The organism is Ensifer sp. Root31 (genome assembly GCF_001424825.1).
Taxonomy (GTDB): Bacteria; Pseudomonadota; Alphaproteobacteria; order Rhizobiales; family Rhizobiaceae; genus Ensifer; species Ensifer canadensis.
Genome location: NZ_LMCO01000042.1, coordinates 58,238 through 73,330 on the forward strand (window position 1 = coordinate 58,238; position 15,093 = coordinate 73,330).

General features: G+C 57.6%; 18 protein-coding genes, 1 pseudogene and 1 riboswitch. Of the genes and pseudogenes, 3 read left to right on the forward strand and 16 right to left on the reverse strand.

All coding sequences use genetic code 11. The annotated features are described in order from the left end of the window. Positions 1 to 218: 218 nt before the first annotated feature. From ASD00_RS28675 to ugpB, 5 genes are all read right to left on the reverse strand, one after another. On the reverse strand, positions 219 to 653 hold the full coding sequence (locus ASD00_RS28675; protein ID WP_057210661.1) for a hemerythrin domain-containing protein: 435 nt from the start codon (positions 651 to 653) through the stop codon (positions 219 to 221). 793 nt (positions 654 to 1,446) lie between these two features. Next, the gene (locus ASD00_RS28680) at positions 1,447 to 2,499 is read right to left on the reverse strand and encodes a sn-glycerol-3-phosphate import ATP-binding protein UgpC (protein ID WP_057210625.1); all 1,053 of its coding nucleotides are present in this window, start codon (positions 2,497 to 2,499) and stop codon (positions 1,447 to 1,449) included. Continuing rightward, entirely contained in the window at positions 2,499 to 3,347 is an 849-nt protein-coding gene (gene ugpE, locus ASD00_RS28685) for a sn-glycerol-3-phosphate ABC transporter permease UgpE (protein WP_025428914.1), read from the reverse strand. The genes ASD00_RS28680 and ugpE overlap by 1 nt, the downstream gene beginning before the upstream one ends. Before the next feature lie 9 nt (positions 3,348 to 3,356). Further along, positions 3,357 to 4,238 carry a sn-glycerol-3-phosphate ABC transporter permease UgpA gene (gene ugpA, locus ASD00_RS28690; protein ID WP_025428913.1) on the reverse strand — a complete coding sequence of 294 codons (882 nt, stop codon included), beginning with the start codon at positions 4,236 to 4,238 and terminating at the stop codon, positions 3,357 to 3,359. A gap of 72 nt (positions 4,239 to 4,310) precedes the next feature. Then, on the reverse strand, positions 4,311 to 5,621 hold the full coding sequence (ugpB, locus tag ASD00_RS28695) for a sn-glycerol-3-phosphate ABC transporter substrate-binding protein UgpB (RefSeq protein WP_225968548.1): 1,311 nt from the start codon (positions 5,619 to 5,621) through the stop codon (positions 4,311 to 4,313). A gap of 599 nt (positions 5,622 to 6,220) precedes the next feature. Here ugpB and repC point away from each other — a divergent pair. After that, positions 6,221 to 6,421 (forward strand): annotated as a pseudogene (repC, locus tag ASD00_RS39395) (replication initiation protein RepC); the annotation flags it as partial. A gap of 196 nt (positions 6,422 to 6,617) precedes the next feature. On the opposite strand, the gene ASD00_RS42095 reads toward repC, so the two are convergent. The 7 genes from ASD00_RS42095 to ASD00_RS28730 form a co-directional block, all read right to left on the reverse strand. After that, positions 6,618 to 6,884 (reverse strand): hypothetical protein, encoded by a 267-nt coding sequence (locus ASD00_RS42095; protein ID WP_244496159.1) that lies wholly within the window; start codon positions 6,882 to 6,884, stop codon positions 6,618 to 6,620. 255 nt (positions 6,885 to 7,139) lie between these two features. Further along, positions 7,140 to 7,409, reverse strand: coding sequence for a hypothetical protein (locus ASD00_RS28705; protein WP_057210629.1), 270 nt, complete (start codon positions 7,407 to 7,409; stop codon positions 7,140 to 7,142). A 215-nt stretch (positions 7,410 to 7,624) separates the two neighbouring features. Continuing rightward, the gene (locus tag ASD00_RS28710) at positions 7,625 to 8,242 is read right to left on the reverse strand and encodes a thiamine phosphate synthase (RefSeq protein WP_057210631.1); all 618 of its coding nucleotides are present in this window, start codon (positions 8,240 to 8,242) and stop codon (positions 7,625 to 7,627) included. Beyond that, positions 8,239 to 9,012, reverse strand: coding sequence for a thiazole synthase (locus ASD00_RS28715; RefSeq protein WP_057210632.1), 774 nt, complete (start codon positions 9,010 to 9,012; stop codon positions 8,239 to 8,241). Before ASD00_RS28715 ends, ASD00_RS28710 begins: the two co-directional genes overlap by 4 nt. Positions 9,013 to 9,014: 2 nt before the next feature. Continuing rightward, the gene (thiS, locus tag ASD00_RS28720; RefSeq protein ID WP_057210634.1) at positions 9,015 to 9,212 is read right to left on the reverse strand and encodes a sulfur carrier protein ThiS; all 198 of its coding nucleotides are present in this window, start codon (positions 9,210 to 9,212) and stop codon (positions 9,015 to 9,017) included. Continuing rightward, the gene (gene thiO, locus ASD00_RS28725; protein WP_057210636.1) at positions 9,202 to 10,197 is read right to left on the reverse strand and encodes a glycine oxidase ThiO; all 996 of its coding nucleotides are present in this window, start codon (positions 10,195 to 10,197) and stop codon (positions 9,202 to 9,204) included. Before thiO ends, thiS begins: the two co-directional genes overlap by 11 nt. Positions 10,198 to 10,419: 222 nt before the next feature. Beyond that, positions 10,420 to 10,551: riboswitch (TPP riboswitch) on the reverse strand. 191 nt (positions 10,552 to 10,742) lie between these two features. Beyond that, positions 10,743 to 10,994, reverse strand: a complete 252-nt coding sequence (locus ASD00_RS28730; protein WP_057210638.1) for a hypothetical protein — start codon at positions 10,992 to 10,994, stop codon at positions 10,743 to 10,745. On the opposite strand from ASD00_RS28730, the gene ASD00_RS28735 reads away from it, so the two are divergent. Further along, positions 10,993 to 11,268 carry a hypothetical protein gene (locus tag ASD00_RS28735; RefSeq protein WP_057210640.1) on the forward strand — a complete coding sequence of 92 codons (276 nt, stop codon included), beginning with the start codon at positions 10,993 to 10,995 and terminating at the stop codon, positions 11,266 to 11,268. The two genes, ASD00_RS28730 and ASD00_RS28735, sit on opposite strands and share 2 nt — an antisense overlap. A gap of 235 nt (positions 11,269 to 11,503) precedes the next feature. Here ASD00_RS28735 and ASD00_RS28740 read toward each other — a convergent pair whose 3' ends face one another. Both ASD00_RS28740 and ASD00_RS28745 read right to left on the reverse strand, forming a co-directional pair. After that, positions 11,504 to 11,773, reverse strand: coding sequence for a hypothetical protein (locus tag ASD00_RS28740; protein ID WP_025428903.1), 270 nt, complete (start codon positions 11,771 to 11,773; stop codon positions 11,504 to 11,506). A 358-nt stretch (positions 11,774 to 12,131) separates the two neighbouring features. Continuing rightward, positions 12,132 to 12,332, reverse strand: a complete 201-nt coding sequence (locus tag ASD00_RS28745) for a hypothetical protein (RefSeq protein ID WP_057210642.1) — start codon at positions 12,330 to 12,332, stop codon at positions 12,132 to 12,134. Between the two features lie 224 nt (positions 12,333 to 12,556). On the opposite strand from ASD00_RS28745, the gene ASD00_RS28750 reads away from it, so the two are divergent. Further along, a complete protein-coding gene (locus ASD00_RS28750) occupies positions 12,557 to 12,997 on the forward strand; it encodes a hypothetical protein (RefSeq protein WP_057210643.1) in 441 nt (146 codons plus the stop codon). 987 nt (positions 12,998 to 13,984) lie between these two features. On the opposite strand, the gene ASD00_RS28755 is transcribed toward ASD00_RS28750, so the two are convergent. Together ASD00_RS28755 and ASD00_RS41045 are read right to left on the reverse strand one after the other, a co-directional pair. Beyond that, positions 13,985 to 14,410: a hypothetical protein gene (locus tag ASD00_RS28755; protein WP_057210645.1), complete on the reverse strand. Its 426-nt coding sequence runs from the start codon at positions 14,408 to 14,410 to the stop codon at positions 13,985 to 13,987. A gap of 95 nt (positions 14,411 to 14,505) precedes the next feature. After that, on the reverse strand, positions 14,506 to 14,679 hold the full coding sequence (locus tag ASD00_RS41045) for a hypothetical protein (protein ID WP_164474929.1): 174 nt from the start codon (positions 14,677 to 14,679) through the stop codon (positions 14,506 to 14,508). Positions 14,680 to 15,093 lie beyond the last annotated feature (414 nt).

The window sequence follows — 15,093 nt, forward strand, 5'->3', positions numbered from 1 at the left end:
GGGATTTTCTGCGACGTGAAGGAGCGGCTGTGCCGTGAAGATCGGTACTATGGAGCGAACGGACAGCGCAGCGGGGCCGTCTCCAAGAAATACACCAAGGTGCTGTTTGGCGAATGACCAAAACGGATCGCGGGCATAAGCTGGAAGCCCGCCCAAGGTGTCTCGAGGATTTCCGATCATGCTTGGCCATGTCGGCGACAAGCGTCGCGACGCGCGCGTTACTGAAAAATCTCGCGAGCTTCGGCCTTGGCCGCTAACAGCGCCTCCATTACAAGGCTCTCGGCGTGAATATGCCGGCGGAGCGCTTCCTGGAAGCCGTGCAGTAGACGGGCAATGGTGTCTGGCCCGAGATCAGACCGGCCATCGGCCAGTGCGCAAAAGAGGAGTGAGAGTTCCTCTGCCGCCAGCCGGTCGCAGCGATGATCAGCCTTCAGCCTTTCGATGGCCTTGGCGGCGAAGAGCGAACCCGCGTTGCGATCGAAATCGGGAAAGAGAGTATGCTCTTCGAGGTCATGAACCTCCTTCAAAATTGCTGGGATTGACTGCGCAAGCTCACGAACTGGTTCGCTCGCGCTCATCTCGATGTCCGCGGCAACCTCCTCGAGCCGAAGGCAAATCGTGAGCAGTTCGCGGTGGAGCGTTTCCAGGCGCATGATATCTGCAGCGCCAAGCGGGCGCGACGTTGCGTTCAACTCCACCTCCTATCACCTTAAGAATGCCACACCATCCTGGTGGCGGTCGTCGCCTCGGCCGCAAGCGTTCGAACTCCCTGGGTGCCATCCAGCACGTTGAAGTCTCATGCTCGACTACCTGTTCGGATATGACGATCTCCAATCTACTGTCCCCATCATGCCGCCTGCGCCGACGATTCTCATTGCGCAGGCGCAAAGACTGGGTCACTCTCGACCGTTCGACATGGTCCTTGGACACCGAAGTTACATTTTGTTTTCGGTCGCTGGCCGTCGGAGGCGACGATCGAGAGGCCCATCGCGCATCGTGATGCCGCTACAGTCCGGCATCCCACAATCTGAAATGCCTGCGTGGTCGTGCCAAAGAGCAGCATCGCGGACTGGCTGAGATCAGGCTACACGATCAGCAGCATTCGCTTCTTGGTTTAATATCGTCAAGGAAGCCTATGTAAAAGCGAGATATTCCCGGCAGATATCAAATTGCCGAAGAGGGCTTGACGTGGGTAATGGGCCGGACCGATGCACTCATTGATCTCGTGGAAAGCGTGCGCCGCACCGACCTCGAAACACCTAATGTATAGACAGAAAGCTCATTTGGCATTATGGAATAACTAATAATATCAGCCGAATATCCGTACTTATTGATCTAGAAAATCATCGCCTGCGATACAAGACACGCGGAACGATCGCTCCATTCCGCCGCCGAGGCAAGGCTCATTGATTTTGGCGAGGTTGGGAAGCCGCAAAGCACGTGTTTTTAGGACACGCGCTTGCCCCTATCGTCAAACACATGCAGGTCCTTGGCCAGCGCGCCGACGGTCACATGATCGTCGATCTGCCTCACCGATCGCCCTGGGACTCGGAACACAAGATCCTGGCCATTGGCGAATTTGCCATGCACATAACTCTCCGCTCCAACGAGTTCGATGCTGTCGATGCGGACCTTGGCGGTGAAATCAAAGTCCGGAGCGGTGGGTTCACTGACAACGAGGTCTTCCGGTCGGATGCCGATCGTAAATGCGCCGGCTGGTTTGGGCACATTGGGCGAGATCGACCAGCCCTCAAGAGTTTCAGCATGTTTGAGCAGGTTCATCGACGGTGAACCGATGAACGTTGCGACAAAAGTCGTTGCCGGTTTTTCGTAGAGTTCGATCGGTGATCCGACCTGCTCGATCTGTCCGCCATTGACCACGACCAGCTTGTCGGCAAGCGTCATCGCCTCCATCTGGTCATGCGTGACGTAAACGCTGGTCGTGCCAAGAGACCGCTGCAAGCGCTTGATTTCGATCCGCATCTGCCCTCTCAACTTGGCGTCGAGATTGGACAGTGGCTCGTCGAACAAGAACGCGGCCGGTTCACGCACGATCGCCCGCCCCATGGCCACGCGCTGCCGCTGGCCACCGGACAACTGGCGTGGTTTGCGGTGGAGATACTGCTCGATCTCCAGGGTCTTGGCGGCAATCGCGATACGACGCTCGATCTCGTCCTTCGGCGTGTTGCGGTTCTTCAGCCCGTAGGCAAGGTTCTGATGCACGGTCATATGCGGGTAGAGCGCGTAGTTCTGAAACACCATCGCAATGTCCCGCTCAGCGGGTTCCAGATCATTGACTGTTCTGTTGCCGATGACGATCTCGCCGGAGCTGATGCTTTCGAGACCCGCAATCATGCGCAGAAGCGTGGACTTTCCACATCCGGATGGGCCGACGAGAACGACGAGTTCGCCATCATCGATCTGCAGCGAGACTCCCTTGATCGCCTCGATATTGCCGCCATAGACCTTGCGGACGTTGTTCAGGGTAATTTGAGCCATTACTTCTCAGTCTCCACAAGACCTTTGACGAACCAGCGCTGCATCAGCACGACGACGAGGATCGGCGGGATGATCGCGAGGATCGCGGTTACCATCACATAGTTCCAGGGCGTCGAGGCGTCGGTGAAATCGACCATGCGACGCAGGCCGATGATGATGGTGTTCATCTTCGCGTCGTTCGTCACCAGCAACGGCCAGAGATACTGGGTCCAGCCATAGATGAAGAGGATGACGAACAGCGCGGCGATGTTGGTTTTCGAAAGCGGAAGCAGGATGTCACGCATGAAGCGAAAGGGGCCGGCATTGTCGATGCGCGCCGCTTCCACCAGCTCGCCCGGGATCGTCAGAAAGAACTGCCGGAAAAGGAAGGTCGCCGTTGCCGAAGCCATCAAAGGCAGCGTCAGGCCAGCATAGGTATCGATCAGTCCGAGGTCGACGATCACCTTGTAGGTGGGCAGGATGCGCACCTCGACCGGTAGCATCAGCGTAATGAAGATCATCCAGAAGAAGACCATCTTCAGTGGAAAGCGAAAGAAGACGATGGCGAAGGCCGAGAGGAACGAGATGACGATCTTGCCGACGGCGATGGCAATCGCAACGACTGTCGAATTGAACAAAAGCCGTTCAAGGCTGACGCCGACCACGCGCTCGACGCCGCCAGACATCGCCTCCGTATAGTTCTCGCTCAGTTGATCGCCGAGGGTCAAGGACATCGGCGGGCGGATGATCTCAACCGACGTACGGCTGGAGGCGACGAAGGTGTAGTAGATCGGAAAGGCGACGATAATGACGCCGATGATCAGCACGAGATGACCGATGAAATTGGCGATGGGACGTTTTTCAATCATCGGCGCGCCTCATGAGTAGTGAACCCGCTTCTCGACGAAGCGGAATTGGAACGCCGTCAGTGCGACGACGATGACCATGAGAATGACCGATTGCGCGGCGGAACTGCCGAGGTCGAGATTGACGAAGCCATCATTGTAGACCTTGTAGACGAGCGTTTCCGTCGCCTTCGCCGGTCCGCCGCCGGTGACCGCATGGATGATGCCGAACGTGTCGAAGAAGGCGTAGACGGTGTTGACCACCAGAAGGAAGAAGGTGGTCGGTGCCAAAAGCGGGAAGACGATCGTCCAGAAACGCCGCGCTCCGCGTGCGCCATCAATCGATGCAGCCTCGATCAGCGATTTCGGGATCGCCTGTAGTCCGGCGACGAAGAAGAGGAAATTGTAGCTGATCTGCTTCCACGCAGCCGCGACGATCACCAACGCCATGGCCTGGTCGCCATTCAGAAGCGGATCCCATGCAAAGCCGTTGCGCCGTAAGATATAGGCAAATGTCCCCATCGCCGGATTGAACATGAAGAGCCACAGCATGCCGGCCACTGCAGGTGCAACGGCATAGGGCCAGATCAGCAGCGTGCGGTAGATGTTTCGGCCGCGAACGACCCGGTCTGCCGCCGTTGCCAACAACAGAGCGAGAGCCATCGAGAGCAACGCCGTCGCCAGGCTGAAGACCACCGTGACCTTCAGCGAGTGTAGGTAGTCCGGGTTTGCCAGAACGGCGCGAAAATTGGCAAGACCGACGAAGCCGGACTTGAGCCCGAACGGATCCTCGCGAAGCACGGATTGATAGAGCGCCTGGCTCGCAGGCCAAAAGAAGAAGATGACCGTGAGCACGATCTGCGGCGCGAGTAGGAGATAAGGCAGTATCTTATTGGGAAAGACGACAGGCTGCAAAGCGACCCCCTTCTTTGCGCGAGGAGATGGACTGCCCCGGTTCACGCCCGGGGCAGTCCTGCTATTGCATCGTTAGTTTCCGATGGCTGCCGCGATTGCGGCGTTCGCCTTCTTGGTGCCTTCGGTCAGGGCCGCTTGCGCATCCTTCTGCCCGGCGAGCATCGCCTCGAACTCTTCGTTGAGGATGTCTCTCACCTGCGGAAGATTGACGAGCCGCACACCCTTGGAGTTTTCCGTTGGCGCCTTGCCCATCATCTGCAGGATAGGCGTTTCACGGCCGGGGTTCTTTTCATAGAATCCCGACTTCTTGGTTTCCTCATAGGCGGCGAGGGTAACAGGCAGATAGCCCGAGACCTGATGCAGGCGTGCCTGGATTTCGGTCTTCGACAGGAAATTAAAGAACTCGGCGATGCCCTTGTATTCATCGTCGGATTTTCCGCCGAATACCCAGAGGCTTGCTCCGCCCGGGATCGTATTCTGCGGACCGCTGCCCTCGTAATAGGGCAACTGGCCGATACCGTATTTAATCCCTGACTTGATGATGTCGCCGAGACCACCTGATGATTCTGTCAGAATGGCGCATTCACCTGATGTGAAGAGCTGCTTTGCCTCCGAGGTGCGGCCGCCATAACGGAACGTACCGTCCTTTGCGAGATCGGCTATCGCCTGGAAATGCTTGACGAACAGCGGTGCGTCGACCTTCAGTTCGACGTCGGGGCCGGCAAGGCCGTTCTCGTTCGTTCCGTAAGGCACGTTGTTCCAGGCTGCGAAGTTTTCGGTCTGGATCCAGGTGAGCCAGGTGGAGGTGAAGCCGCAGGCCGAAGCGCCGCTCGCCTTGATCTTCTTGGCCGCGTCGAACACCTCCGGCCAGGTCTTCGGCGGGTTCTCCGCATCGAGGCCGGCCTTCGTAAACGCGTCCTTGTTGTAATACAGGATCGGCGACGACGAATTATAAGGGAAGGACAGCATCGTACCGTCCGCCTTCGAATAATAAGCGACGATGCCCGGCAGGTATTGATCCTTGTTGAATTCGTAACCGCCCTTCTGGAGCACCTCTGCCACCGGCAGGATCGCGCCTTCCGCACCCAGCATCACACCGCTGCCTGCATCGAAGACCTGCAGGATGGCGGGCGCCTGCTTGGAGCGGAACGCGGCAATGCCGGCGTTCAACGTTTCCGGGTAGGTTCCTTTGAAGACAGGCACGACTTTGTAGGCGGTCTGGCTGTCGTTGAATTCCTTTGCCAGCTTGTCGACAACTTCGTTGTTGGCGCCGGTCATGGCGTGCCACCAGGAAAGCTCGGTAGCGGCCAATGCGTTTGAAGCAAGGCCGACTGAAAATGCGGACGCGACCACGACGGTCCAGTTCAAATGTCTGAACATGATTCCTCCCATTTCTCAAAAGCCAGGGCATTTGGCACGCCCGGCAAAATCGATCCTCCTCGATCGAAGCTTACGCAACCTTCGCTGCGAAACCAAAAATTAGTAAAAGCGAAATGAAATGAATATGCAACGAAAATATGACAATAGAACGCGTATTCCACTTAACCATGACGTGCCGTGTTCTGTTCACCGAGGCCGGTGGAAATCCCAGCCAAATCTGCGCGATTTGGCGAGATTGTTGCCCCTCGGTTTTGGCTGCCAGGGCGTGGGCGCATGGTCGCGAAGCGTGAAATGCCTCGGGAGTGCGGAGCGGCTTGCCGGGGGTAGTCGGTCCCGGTTCCCGGCCTGCGGCCGGCGCTTGCGCTGAAACCTCCTGCGGCGACCCTTTTAACCGGTCAAGCCGCGCGCGAACGGGCTCTGGCCGCGATAGCGGCCGCCGCCTGGTACGCTCATCCTTTTCCGGGCGTGCAGCATGACCAGCGTGGGCACATCGCGCGCACATCGCGCGCACGGAGCCAGTTTCGCAGAGATGCCCAGCCGGCAAGGCATCAGGCTCAGTACTGTTAAGCCTGCATCGGAAGCGACTTTGGACTTGTCTTTTCTATCAGCATGCTTGTGAAGCGATCGGACCGGAAAGCGTCGCCGCAACGATGACCTGCATTCTCGAGAAGGCAGGCTACATCAACTCGGCCGGCGGTTGTCTGTGCTATCTGACGGCAAAGGCGCGGCGAGGGGAGTTTTCGCTCGGACCAGTGTTGATGGCGTTGTTGCGAGCAAATGGCGCTTCAGTCCGGGAGCCTTAGTAGCGCCCAAAGTGGCGGTCTGCGACTTGGATGGGCTCATGCTAGACTTTTGCGCCGGTCGAATGGGCGCAGATGGCTTCCAGGAGTTTGATCGTCATTGCCTGTGCCAGGCGTGGAATCTCAAAAAAGCCTTCACGGTACAAAAGTATTGTCATGATGGTCTCCGCGAACTGCGGGTTCATCTGGCGAGCGACTTTTAGAGCCTTCTCGCATTTGTCTCCGAAGGGCGTAAGGGCTCATTGAGATACTCGACACCGTGATCCTTCACGACGCAGGCGATGTCGAACATGTCGCGGGGCTGCATCGTGGCCCTGCGGTAAAATATTTTCTTTGCGATGATTTCGCCAGGGGTCTCAAGCAGGACGTCGCGACCGCGCACCTCCGCTTTCACCGTGAGGTTATCAGTCAGGCTGGGCGCGCAGATAAAGTCGATTTCGCCAACATTCTCGAAGACGATCTTCAATGTTCTTGATCCATCGGACTGATAGCCGTCAGGGTTGATGTCGAGCGCGTAGCCCTGTGTCTTCGGGTTCAGAAGCTGCGGATCGATGAAGATGTCGACATCAAAGCTCTCGCGAGTGATCGATCTGGAGCATCAGGGCGGTACCGCTCAAAAAGTCCAATTGTCGATCAATGTAAGTTGGGAGCTTGCCTGATCGATAATGCAGCCAGCGTGATCAAAAAGGTCCCCCCATCTGCTGGCTGGGTGTTCGACCAACTATGCCGCCCGCGCCAAAGGAAGCGGGTAACCGGCAAGTGCCGAGAACGTCCGTGCTAAGTCGGAAGCGATCGCCGGATCAACGTGGATTTCGCCAAGAAACGAGATCTGAAGGTTCTCGTCTACCTCGGAAAAAAAGGAGAACGCCGACGCATCGAAATTGACTGCGCTGGCAGGATCGGAAATCTTGGATGCCAATTGCTCAGCCGAAAGCTTCGTCCCATAAGGGGCGTTGACAGTCGACAAAACCTTTACTGCAACAATAGACATCTTCCTCGACCACAGCACCTTCAGGTTTCTATATACCTTGACGATGCTTGCGAAACAAGGATCGTCGGTGACTACGCCGTCACACGTTAGCCTCGCGGCACTCTTCTAGGCATCTATATTCGGTCGATTTTCCGTTGTGGCGGCTTTTCTGAGGGTGAGGCTCATCTGGGGACGGTGCTCGGCCGTGGTCGCCGGCTGGGAAACGAAGATCTCGTTCACGCTGGCGCAATGCGCCATCGTGAGGTTGCAGCGATCCATCGCCTAGTTCTGTCCTCGGGATCCTGGCTACGTGTAATGTCGGTCACGACCGCGGCACAATCCGCGCCATGGGTGAGGACGCCATCAATGCGTTCAAGGTTCAGTCCACCGATCGCAACCAGTGGGGTCGGTCCGATTTTCTTCTTCCATGTGGCGAGGCGAGCAAGTCCCTGCGGCTCCCACTTCATCTTTTTGAGAACGGTCGGATAGACCGGACCCAACGCGACATAGTCGGGCGCGACTGACAGCGCCATATCGAGTTCGGCCTCGTCATGTGTGCTGACGCCGAGCTTAAGGCCGGCCCCACGGATCGCGGCCACGTCAGCTTGCGCCAGATCTTCCTGGCCGAGATGAACGAAATCGCAGCCTTCGTCGATCGCCATGCGCCAATGGTCGTTGACGACAAGTTGGCAACCGTGTCTCTCGCATATGGTTCTGGCGATGCGGATATCGCTACGGACTTCGCTATCGGGTCTTTCCTTGATGCGAAGCTGGACCAGCCTCACTCCAATTGGAACGAGGCGTTCGACCCAATTCGCGCTGTCGACAATGAGGTAGAAGGGATCGAGCTTCATGAGAAGACCGCCTTTCCGATCACCGGGGTGGAGGGGACTGCCATGTCTCTCGGTTCGAGCATGCCGGCTTCAAAAGCCAGCCGACCGGCCTCGATCGCCTTGGCAAAACCCGATGCCATCAAGGCCGGATTTCCGGCACCGGCCACCGCCGTATTCAGGAGCACGGCATCGAAACCGAGCTCCATCACCGTCGTTGCATGCGAAGGGCGGCCGATGCCCGCATCGACAATCAGAGGCACGTCCGGGAAGTGTGCGCGCATCGACCTCAAGGCGGACAGGTTTTGTGGCCCCATGGCACTGCCGATCGGAGCACACCAGGGCATCAACACGCGGCAGCCAGCCTCCAGCAGGCGCTCGGCAACGACCAGATCGTCGGTCGTATAGGGAAAGATCTCGAAGCCTTCGTTTGAAAGGATCTGTGCGGCTTCGACCAGCGCGAACACATCCGGCTGCAATGTGTCGTGATTGCCGATCACTTCGAGCTTGATCCAGTTCGTCTCGAAAACCTCGCGCGCCATCTTAGCAGTGAGCACCGCCTCCTTGGTGGTGTGGCAGCCGGCGGTGTTCGGCAGTATTTTCGTCCCGAGCTCGCGGATCAGTTCGAAAAACGCACCTCCGGCTTTGCCGCCGGCCGTCTCTCTCCTCAACGAGACCGTGATGATTTGTGTCCCTGAAGCCCGCACGGCGTCCGAAAGCACGGCTGGAGATGGATAGCCCGCTGTGCCCAGGAGCAGTCGGGAGGTGATTTCCGTGTCGTAGACTTGCAGCATGGTCAGCCACCTTTCATCGGCGAGAGAATTTCGATGCGATCATGATCGCGTAAGCGCCATCGATCGCGGTCGGCCGCGTGAACGAGTTCGCCGTTGACAGCGGTCGCCAGCCAGCTTCCTTCATAGTCGAGTGCAGCCATCAGTTCGGCGAGCGTCGAGCAGGCGACCTCGTGCTCTTCGCCATTGACGTTAAGGTTCATCATAGAACTCCGATCTGTGGTCCGGGTTGAGCAGAAGTTCGGCAACGTCGTGCGCAAGAGCCGGCGAGAGCAGGAAACCATGCCGATACATACCGTTCACGGAATAGATCGAACCGCTTTTCGTGATCCTTGGCAGATTGTCGGGGTAGGCGGGGCGAATGCCAGTTCCGGTTTCGGTGATCTGCGCTTCGCCGAAGGCCGGGTGCAGGGCGTAGGCTGCGTTTAAGAGCTCCATCAGCGACCGTGCAGTGATAGGACCGGACAATTCGCTCTCTATCATTGTTGCCCCGACCATGAAGACGCCCTGGCGGCGTGGAACGACATAGATGGGGTGTCGAGGATGCAAGAAGCGCACTGGACGCGACAGTTGAATGTCGCCGGTGCGCAGATAGAGCATCTCGCCACGCACGCCCCGCAGTGCCGCGTCATCCGGGAGCCTGGCAGGGCCTGTGCAGTCAATATGCGAATCGACACGGCGATCGACGGTGGCATCGGTCGCCTGGCCGAAATGAAAACGCACCCCCATGGCCATTAATGTGTCATGGAGTGAAGACAGCGCCTCTCTCGGATCGAGATGCGCTTCCCTCGGGAAGTGGAGTGCACGAGAAAAACGGCCGGCGAGATCGGGTTCCAGTTCGGCTATCTGGTCTGCATCAAGCCATCTGTGCCCTATGGTTCGCGCCGCGAAGCGATCGAGCTCGCGTGTATCGCGCGCGGCGGCGACGATAAGTGTCCCCTCTTGCACGACCTTGTCGGGCAGCGCCGTCTTCCACCACTCGATGGCTGTCGCGCCGACGCGTTCGACTTTCTCGTCGGCACTTTCGCGCTCACACCAGGGCGCCAGCATGCCGCCGGCAAACCAGGATGCGCCGGCGCCAATCCGTTTTGAACGTTCGAAGACGTCGACCTCAATGCCGCGTCGCGCCAGTTCGTATGCGGTGACAAGGCCGACGACACCTGCTCCGCTGATCAGCACCTGCCTCATTTGGCAGCCGTTCGAGCTGTTACCTGGCCGGAGCTGTAGGGCCATTCATCCATGCGCCGCACCGCTAACGGGCGCCGATGTTGCCGTCTATGTCCGCGGTTTGGCTCGTGTACGACATCTGAAAAGACCATTGGTCGGCTCCAACCTTGACGTTTGGAGACCCAGATCTTGGCGCTGGAAAGATAGAGACACGTCCACGCGATCGCAAAGGAGCTGTTGCAACTGCCGTCGTTCCCACCGTCCCTCCGCCAGCATGAACTGGATCAGGTTCAACGGGTCATTGCGCTGCGGTCGAAGGAGCCGATCCGCCCAGCAATATCTCAGCCCCTTGTCGGGACTCCCCTGGTGAATGAACCGAGTTGAACGGCCAATGCCGTGCTTTGTCAAGCGTTGTTGGTTCATTCCCAACGGGGCTAAAACGTCATCCGCATGCCTTAGAGCACATCTCAACGCGTATCGCGCTGAGAGGAGCAACATGAACCGGCGCATCAATGCGGCGGGCCTCGCACTCGTCTAGCGGCGGGAAGGCATCAAGGAGCATGCGTTTAGTAGAAAAGGCGCTGCAGCGTGAGTTTTGCTTTCAGGCAAGTGGAGGCATCGTCTGCCACACTACAATCAATGTCTCGAATGTTCTCAAGCGATTCCTTTCTCGCTTCTTCATTGATATCGCTCAGAGACCTTTCATGGTTGGTGCCGTCCCTGGAAGTGACAGTACACACATTTCCCAAGCACACCGTCGTGTCCGCCTGCGCGGGCGCGCCCGAGGCGATGAGAGCCACGGCGATCAACGTGCTCATGCAGTTCGACCATTTCTCCTCGGTAGGGCGCCGTCCTGCATCCATGAGAGTCCCCCGTTTTGAGTGGTTCACGGTGCAAGCCCGGTCGGAAAATGGCCAGCACCCAGTAAAAAGGAAATCCGAATGGCGCCATATCTGTGCAGAAAATTCGCTCGGCCGCGAAAGGGCGGTCAATGCAAGCAACTTCACCTCCGTCATGGTCGCGCTCGATCGCTATGGCGACATGTTTGGTCTCGATAAGTCACGCCGCCTGCTGCTCGCAGCTCGGACATGAACGTGCCGATTCGATCGCGAGGTCTGGGGACCGACGCCGGCGCTGAATTAACGAGCACATGCATATCAGATCGGGTCTCGGATGCGGAATATTTTCAGCTGTCTCTGGGGCATCTCGATGACGGCGTGGCCGTTGCGCGGCCACGCCGACCGGAGTATGCTTGGCGTAGTGTGATCCCAGTCGAGGGCCCAGAGTGGGGCAGCGCGTCAATCTGCGGTGTTGAGCAACACATCGCCTAGTGCAGCATACTGGTCGGTTGCTGTTCGCTCTGAATTCGACGTGTTGGGCTCGCCCGCCTACAGAACCAGCGACCGCACTCTGTTAACGCCAACTCATCCGTATTGCCGAACCTAAATTCATCCATCAGGAATTTTGCGAGGCGGCCAGCGCGGATGTCTTGGCGCGGGATCCTCGTTTCGAAGCAAATGCGATCGAATATCCTTTGAAGTGTATCGAGCTGTTCGGGTGCGAGTTCAAAACCTGACTGGTCAAAGTGAATAGCCATTTAGACCTCCCTTCTTGAGCTACCGCCTTCACCGAAGAGAGAAAGATAGCGAAATCTTTAATTGGCTCCAAGTGAGCAAAAGTTGAGATTTGCGTGCGTCGAACTGCTGCTGGTAGCGGGGAATCCGGCTCAGAGCCCACAGAGAAGCGGCGCTTATAAAAGGCGCCGCGGGGACGACAGCGGAAACGAGACGACTCCTTAGCCGCTCCTTTCCTTAAATGCGAATTGTTCTCGCCAATCATCAGATTTAGTTCGATATTTAGTCGTTGCTGAGATTGCTAGCGGTCTTCCCCCAGAGCCCTAAAAGAAGGCCGCTCTTTTCCAGTTGTCCCGCCGGGTCAGGCAGCCACCCTCCCAATTAACCAGCCATTTGTTTGAGCGCATCGTGGTCGTGGATGCCGCTTTGAAAAAGGCTGATCAGGTGCGCCGCGAGCGTAACGGCTTCATCGCTATCAAAGGCGAGGTGCCTTTCCTGAACCATTTCCCGGAAGACACATTCGATCTGCTTGAAGTCGTCAGGCGTTACAATCCCTGTGCGAGATCCAACCGCTTTACCCATAGCCCTAATCCCAGCCAGCCCAGGGGAGAACAGGGCCGACGTTTGCCCCGCATAGAGTATGCGCCGTTGCTGGGGGATTACACGTGGAGGGAGATCCAGACGGTCTTTGGGTTGGAGAGTAGCCAGACCGTCCGGAGCCCACGTTGGGTTGCCTCCACAATACACCAACGCTTATGCATTTAAAAACGCGTGCGGTAGGGCATTGTTCCGATTGCTAATGTATCGTGAATCTGTTCGGCGTGCGTGCCTTATGGCTCTGGCTAAAGTACCCGCCCACGGTTCTCGACCAAGGTGCCTGCGGCGATTGGGTAAAGCTGAAGTGCATCCAGAGCGACGGCTTTGTAGTCGTCGGATGTGAGCCATCGACGAAGGTGGCCGGCGCGATTTCGCGGTTGCTGCTTACGGCGAGGCGAGGCAACGAGCTGGTCTATGTATGCGGGGTCGGAACAGGCTTTACGGACAAAATGGCCCGCGACCTTCGCAAGCAATTGTCGGACATGCCGCCGGTCGCGCTCAAGCGCAAGAACGCGGTTTTCTGTGAGCCGGCATTTGTCGCCGAGATCACCTATACCGAGATCACCAGCGAAGGGAAGTTACGGCATCCATCGTTCGAAGGCCTGCGCGAGCTGGCCGAGAACGTGGATGTCTTCGAGCTCAAAAAATAGACCCGGGGAAGAGGGGCCTTGGAGCTGATACGTTGGGGTGCTCTTATAACTCGGGTGCGACAACAATGTTCCATCGCTGCGGTCGACAATCACCGTCGGTGTTTTGCACCCGGATCACGTTACCGTTGTTGTTGCTGCAACTGCTTACAACGCATGCGTCGACCAGGTGCCACGATCGACAGAGTTGTGCCGAACCGTCGCGCCAGGCCGTGCCGATCGAGGTGATCCCGGAGCGCTGCTTTGCTTGGGGCAGGGGCGTGCGCCCTGGGACCTCTAGCGACCTAGAGGCCGCTCTGGACAATCGGCAGCCACAGACCTTCGGCGCAGCGCCAGCCGGTTAGTGGAATGTCGCACTTTCGGTCGAACTTGCCAATTGGCGCCTCGCGAACACAATTCACAGTCGAGCGAAATGGGTGTCCTGGGACCTGGAAGGTCGTCTGAGCATAGGAGGCGGTGCACGAAAAGTATGTGAGGATAGCTAGGGCGCATGCGATATAGTTCGGCATTGCGGGATCCTCTCCAATTTTAGAAGCTGCTAAAGTTACTTCAAAACGGAGCGATTTGCCCTTAGCCTTTTCGAACTAGCTCAGGCGGAGGGGACTCTTGTTCAAACATGGGAAGCTTCATTCCTTCCCATCCAGGATAATCCGCAACGTCCGGATCATATTTGCCGCATCGAGCAGGGCAGCCCTAATTTCTCCTTTACGCGGCTCTCGACAAAACCACGCTGGCACACCTCGTCGGGAACGTGTTGCCACCATGCTGCTAGAAAGGTGTCGTTCTGCAAACGGTTAAAGGGGGACCCGTCATGGAGCAGCGACGGGAAGCTCCGTCATCCGTCGTTCAAAGAGCGGCGCGAGCTGGCCGATCTTCGAGAAAAAAATGGGCCCCTGCGGGAGGGGCTCGAGAGTTCGACAGCACGTGGCATGTCCGCAAAAAACGCGTCTCTCAGAGGATTGTTCCTCCCCCAGACAAGCCTTGCAGGCGCTATCGACGTGGGCCAACATTGGGCGCCTTGTAGATCGACGGCCCCATGCCCCGATACTCGGGTTGAAGGAACGTGAATTCGTAGCTCCGGGTCAATGCTTCGACCAGCGCATTGACGATGGCTGTACGGGCGAACTCTTTCCTGTTGGCGTCAATGGCGACGAGGTCTTTCGCCACTGCCTCGGGCAGCTTCCAAAGCTCGGCCTCGACGAGCGCGACAACTTCGGCATCGTCGACCGCAGTCCCGGCGCGCTCGATATGGTGGTTGATGCGGATATGCCTGACGAGTTCCTCAGCAATTGAGCGGGCGCTGTCTTGTTCGCGGCGGCGCGAAACGCCTGTTCCTGCGAAGCGGCGTTTGGTCGATTGGTCTATCACCGCCAGATGGATGGCGACGAATGAGGATAGCTTGGCGTGGTCCGTCACTTGCTGAACTCCAGATAGCATTCTTCAGTGCCCGATCGTCGATCGGGGCGAGTTGTGCCGCATGTCTGAGATTGGCGCCCACCTAGCGCCGGGGGTCAGGATCGCTTGGCCGGTGGCCATTCGATCTTGTGTTCGAAGCAATACCAGTTTGGCGCCGACCGTCCGTGGGCATAGCCGAAGCCGCCCCACTTCATGCAGCAGGGAGGTTCGCACAGATGCTCGGCCAGGCTGCTTTCCGCTCTCTTGGTAGCGCCAACCTCGTCGCTCATGCTCAATGCCTTCTGAGTAAACTGTTCTACAAATGTTCTCATTAGGGCAGAGAGTCAACGACCAGATTTGGGGAGGCTCTCCGCATAACTCAAAAAGGGGAGCGCTGAATCGCGGAGCTCAATCGACCATTCGAAGCCGGTAGGTGGCTCGCAATTATCCCAACCACCAAACTCATTCATTTGCTGCCATCGACCCTTCTTGCCGTGTCGAAATTCCTCGCTATTCGATTTGTAGATTTTGAACCGATAGGGGCGCACGACGCGGACAAAGATTACGGATCCATCCTCCGGCATGTCGCCTTTTCGCCATGTGGTGCCGGGCATTTTGATAGCCTCCACCCAATCAATGCGGCTTTGGGGCTATCAGCACGACGCCGGCGCCAAGCTCAAACATTTCTGCCTCAGCATTGATCG

Coding starts and splice junctions, on each gene's coding strand:
- ASD00_RS28705 (WP_057210629.1), bottom strand. CDS start 7,409: ATGTCTATTGTTGCAGTAAAGGTTTTGTCGACTGTCAACGCCCCTTAT.
- ASD00_RS28730 (WP_057210638.1), bottom strand. CDS start 10,994: ATGAGCACGTTGATCGCCGTGGCTCTCATCGCCTCGGGCGCGCCCGCG.
- thiS (WP_057210634.1), bottom strand. CDS start 9,212: ATGAACCTTAACGTCAATGGCGAAGAGCACGAGGTCGCCTGCTCGACG.
- ASD00_RS28715 (WP_057210632.1), bottom strand. CDS start 9,012: ATGCTGCAAGTCTACGACACGGAAATCACCTCCCGACTGCTCCTGGGC.
- ugpE (WP_025428914.1), bottom strand. CDS start 3,347: ATGATTGAAAAACGTCCCATCGCCAATTTCATCGGTCATCTCGTGCTG.
- ASD00_RS28710 (WP_057210631.1), bottom strand. CDS start 8,242: ATGAAGCTCGATCCCTTCTACCTCATTGTCGACAGCGCGAATTGGGTC.
- ASD00_RS28675 (WP_057210661.1), bottom strand. CDS start 653: ATGCGCCTGGAAACGCTCCACCGCGAACTGCTCACGATTTGCCTTCGG.
- ASD00_RS28680 (WP_057210625.1), bottom strand. CDS start 2,499: ATGGCTCAAATTACCCTGAACAACGTCCGCAAGGTCTATGGCGGCAAT.
- ASD00_RS28735 (WP_057210640.1), top strand. CDS start 10,993: ATGCAGTTCGACCATTTCTCCTCGGTAGGGCGCCGTCCTGCATCCATG.
- ASD00_RS28745 (WP_057210642.1), bottom strand. CDS start 12,332: ATGGGTAAAGCGGTTGGATCTCGCACAGGGATTGTAACGCCTGACGAC.
- ASD00_RS28740 (WP_025428903.1), bottom strand. CDS start 11,773: ATGGCTATTCACTTTGACCAGTCAGGTTTTGAACTCGCACCCGAACAG.
- thiO (WP_057210636.1), bottom strand. CDS start 10,197: ATGAGGCAGGTGCTGATCAGCGGAGCAGGTGTCGTCGGCCTTGTCACC.
- ASD00_RS41045 (WP_164474929.1), bottom strand. CDS start 14,679: ATGAGCGACGAGGTTGGCGCTACCAAGAGAGCGGAAAGCAGCCTGGCC.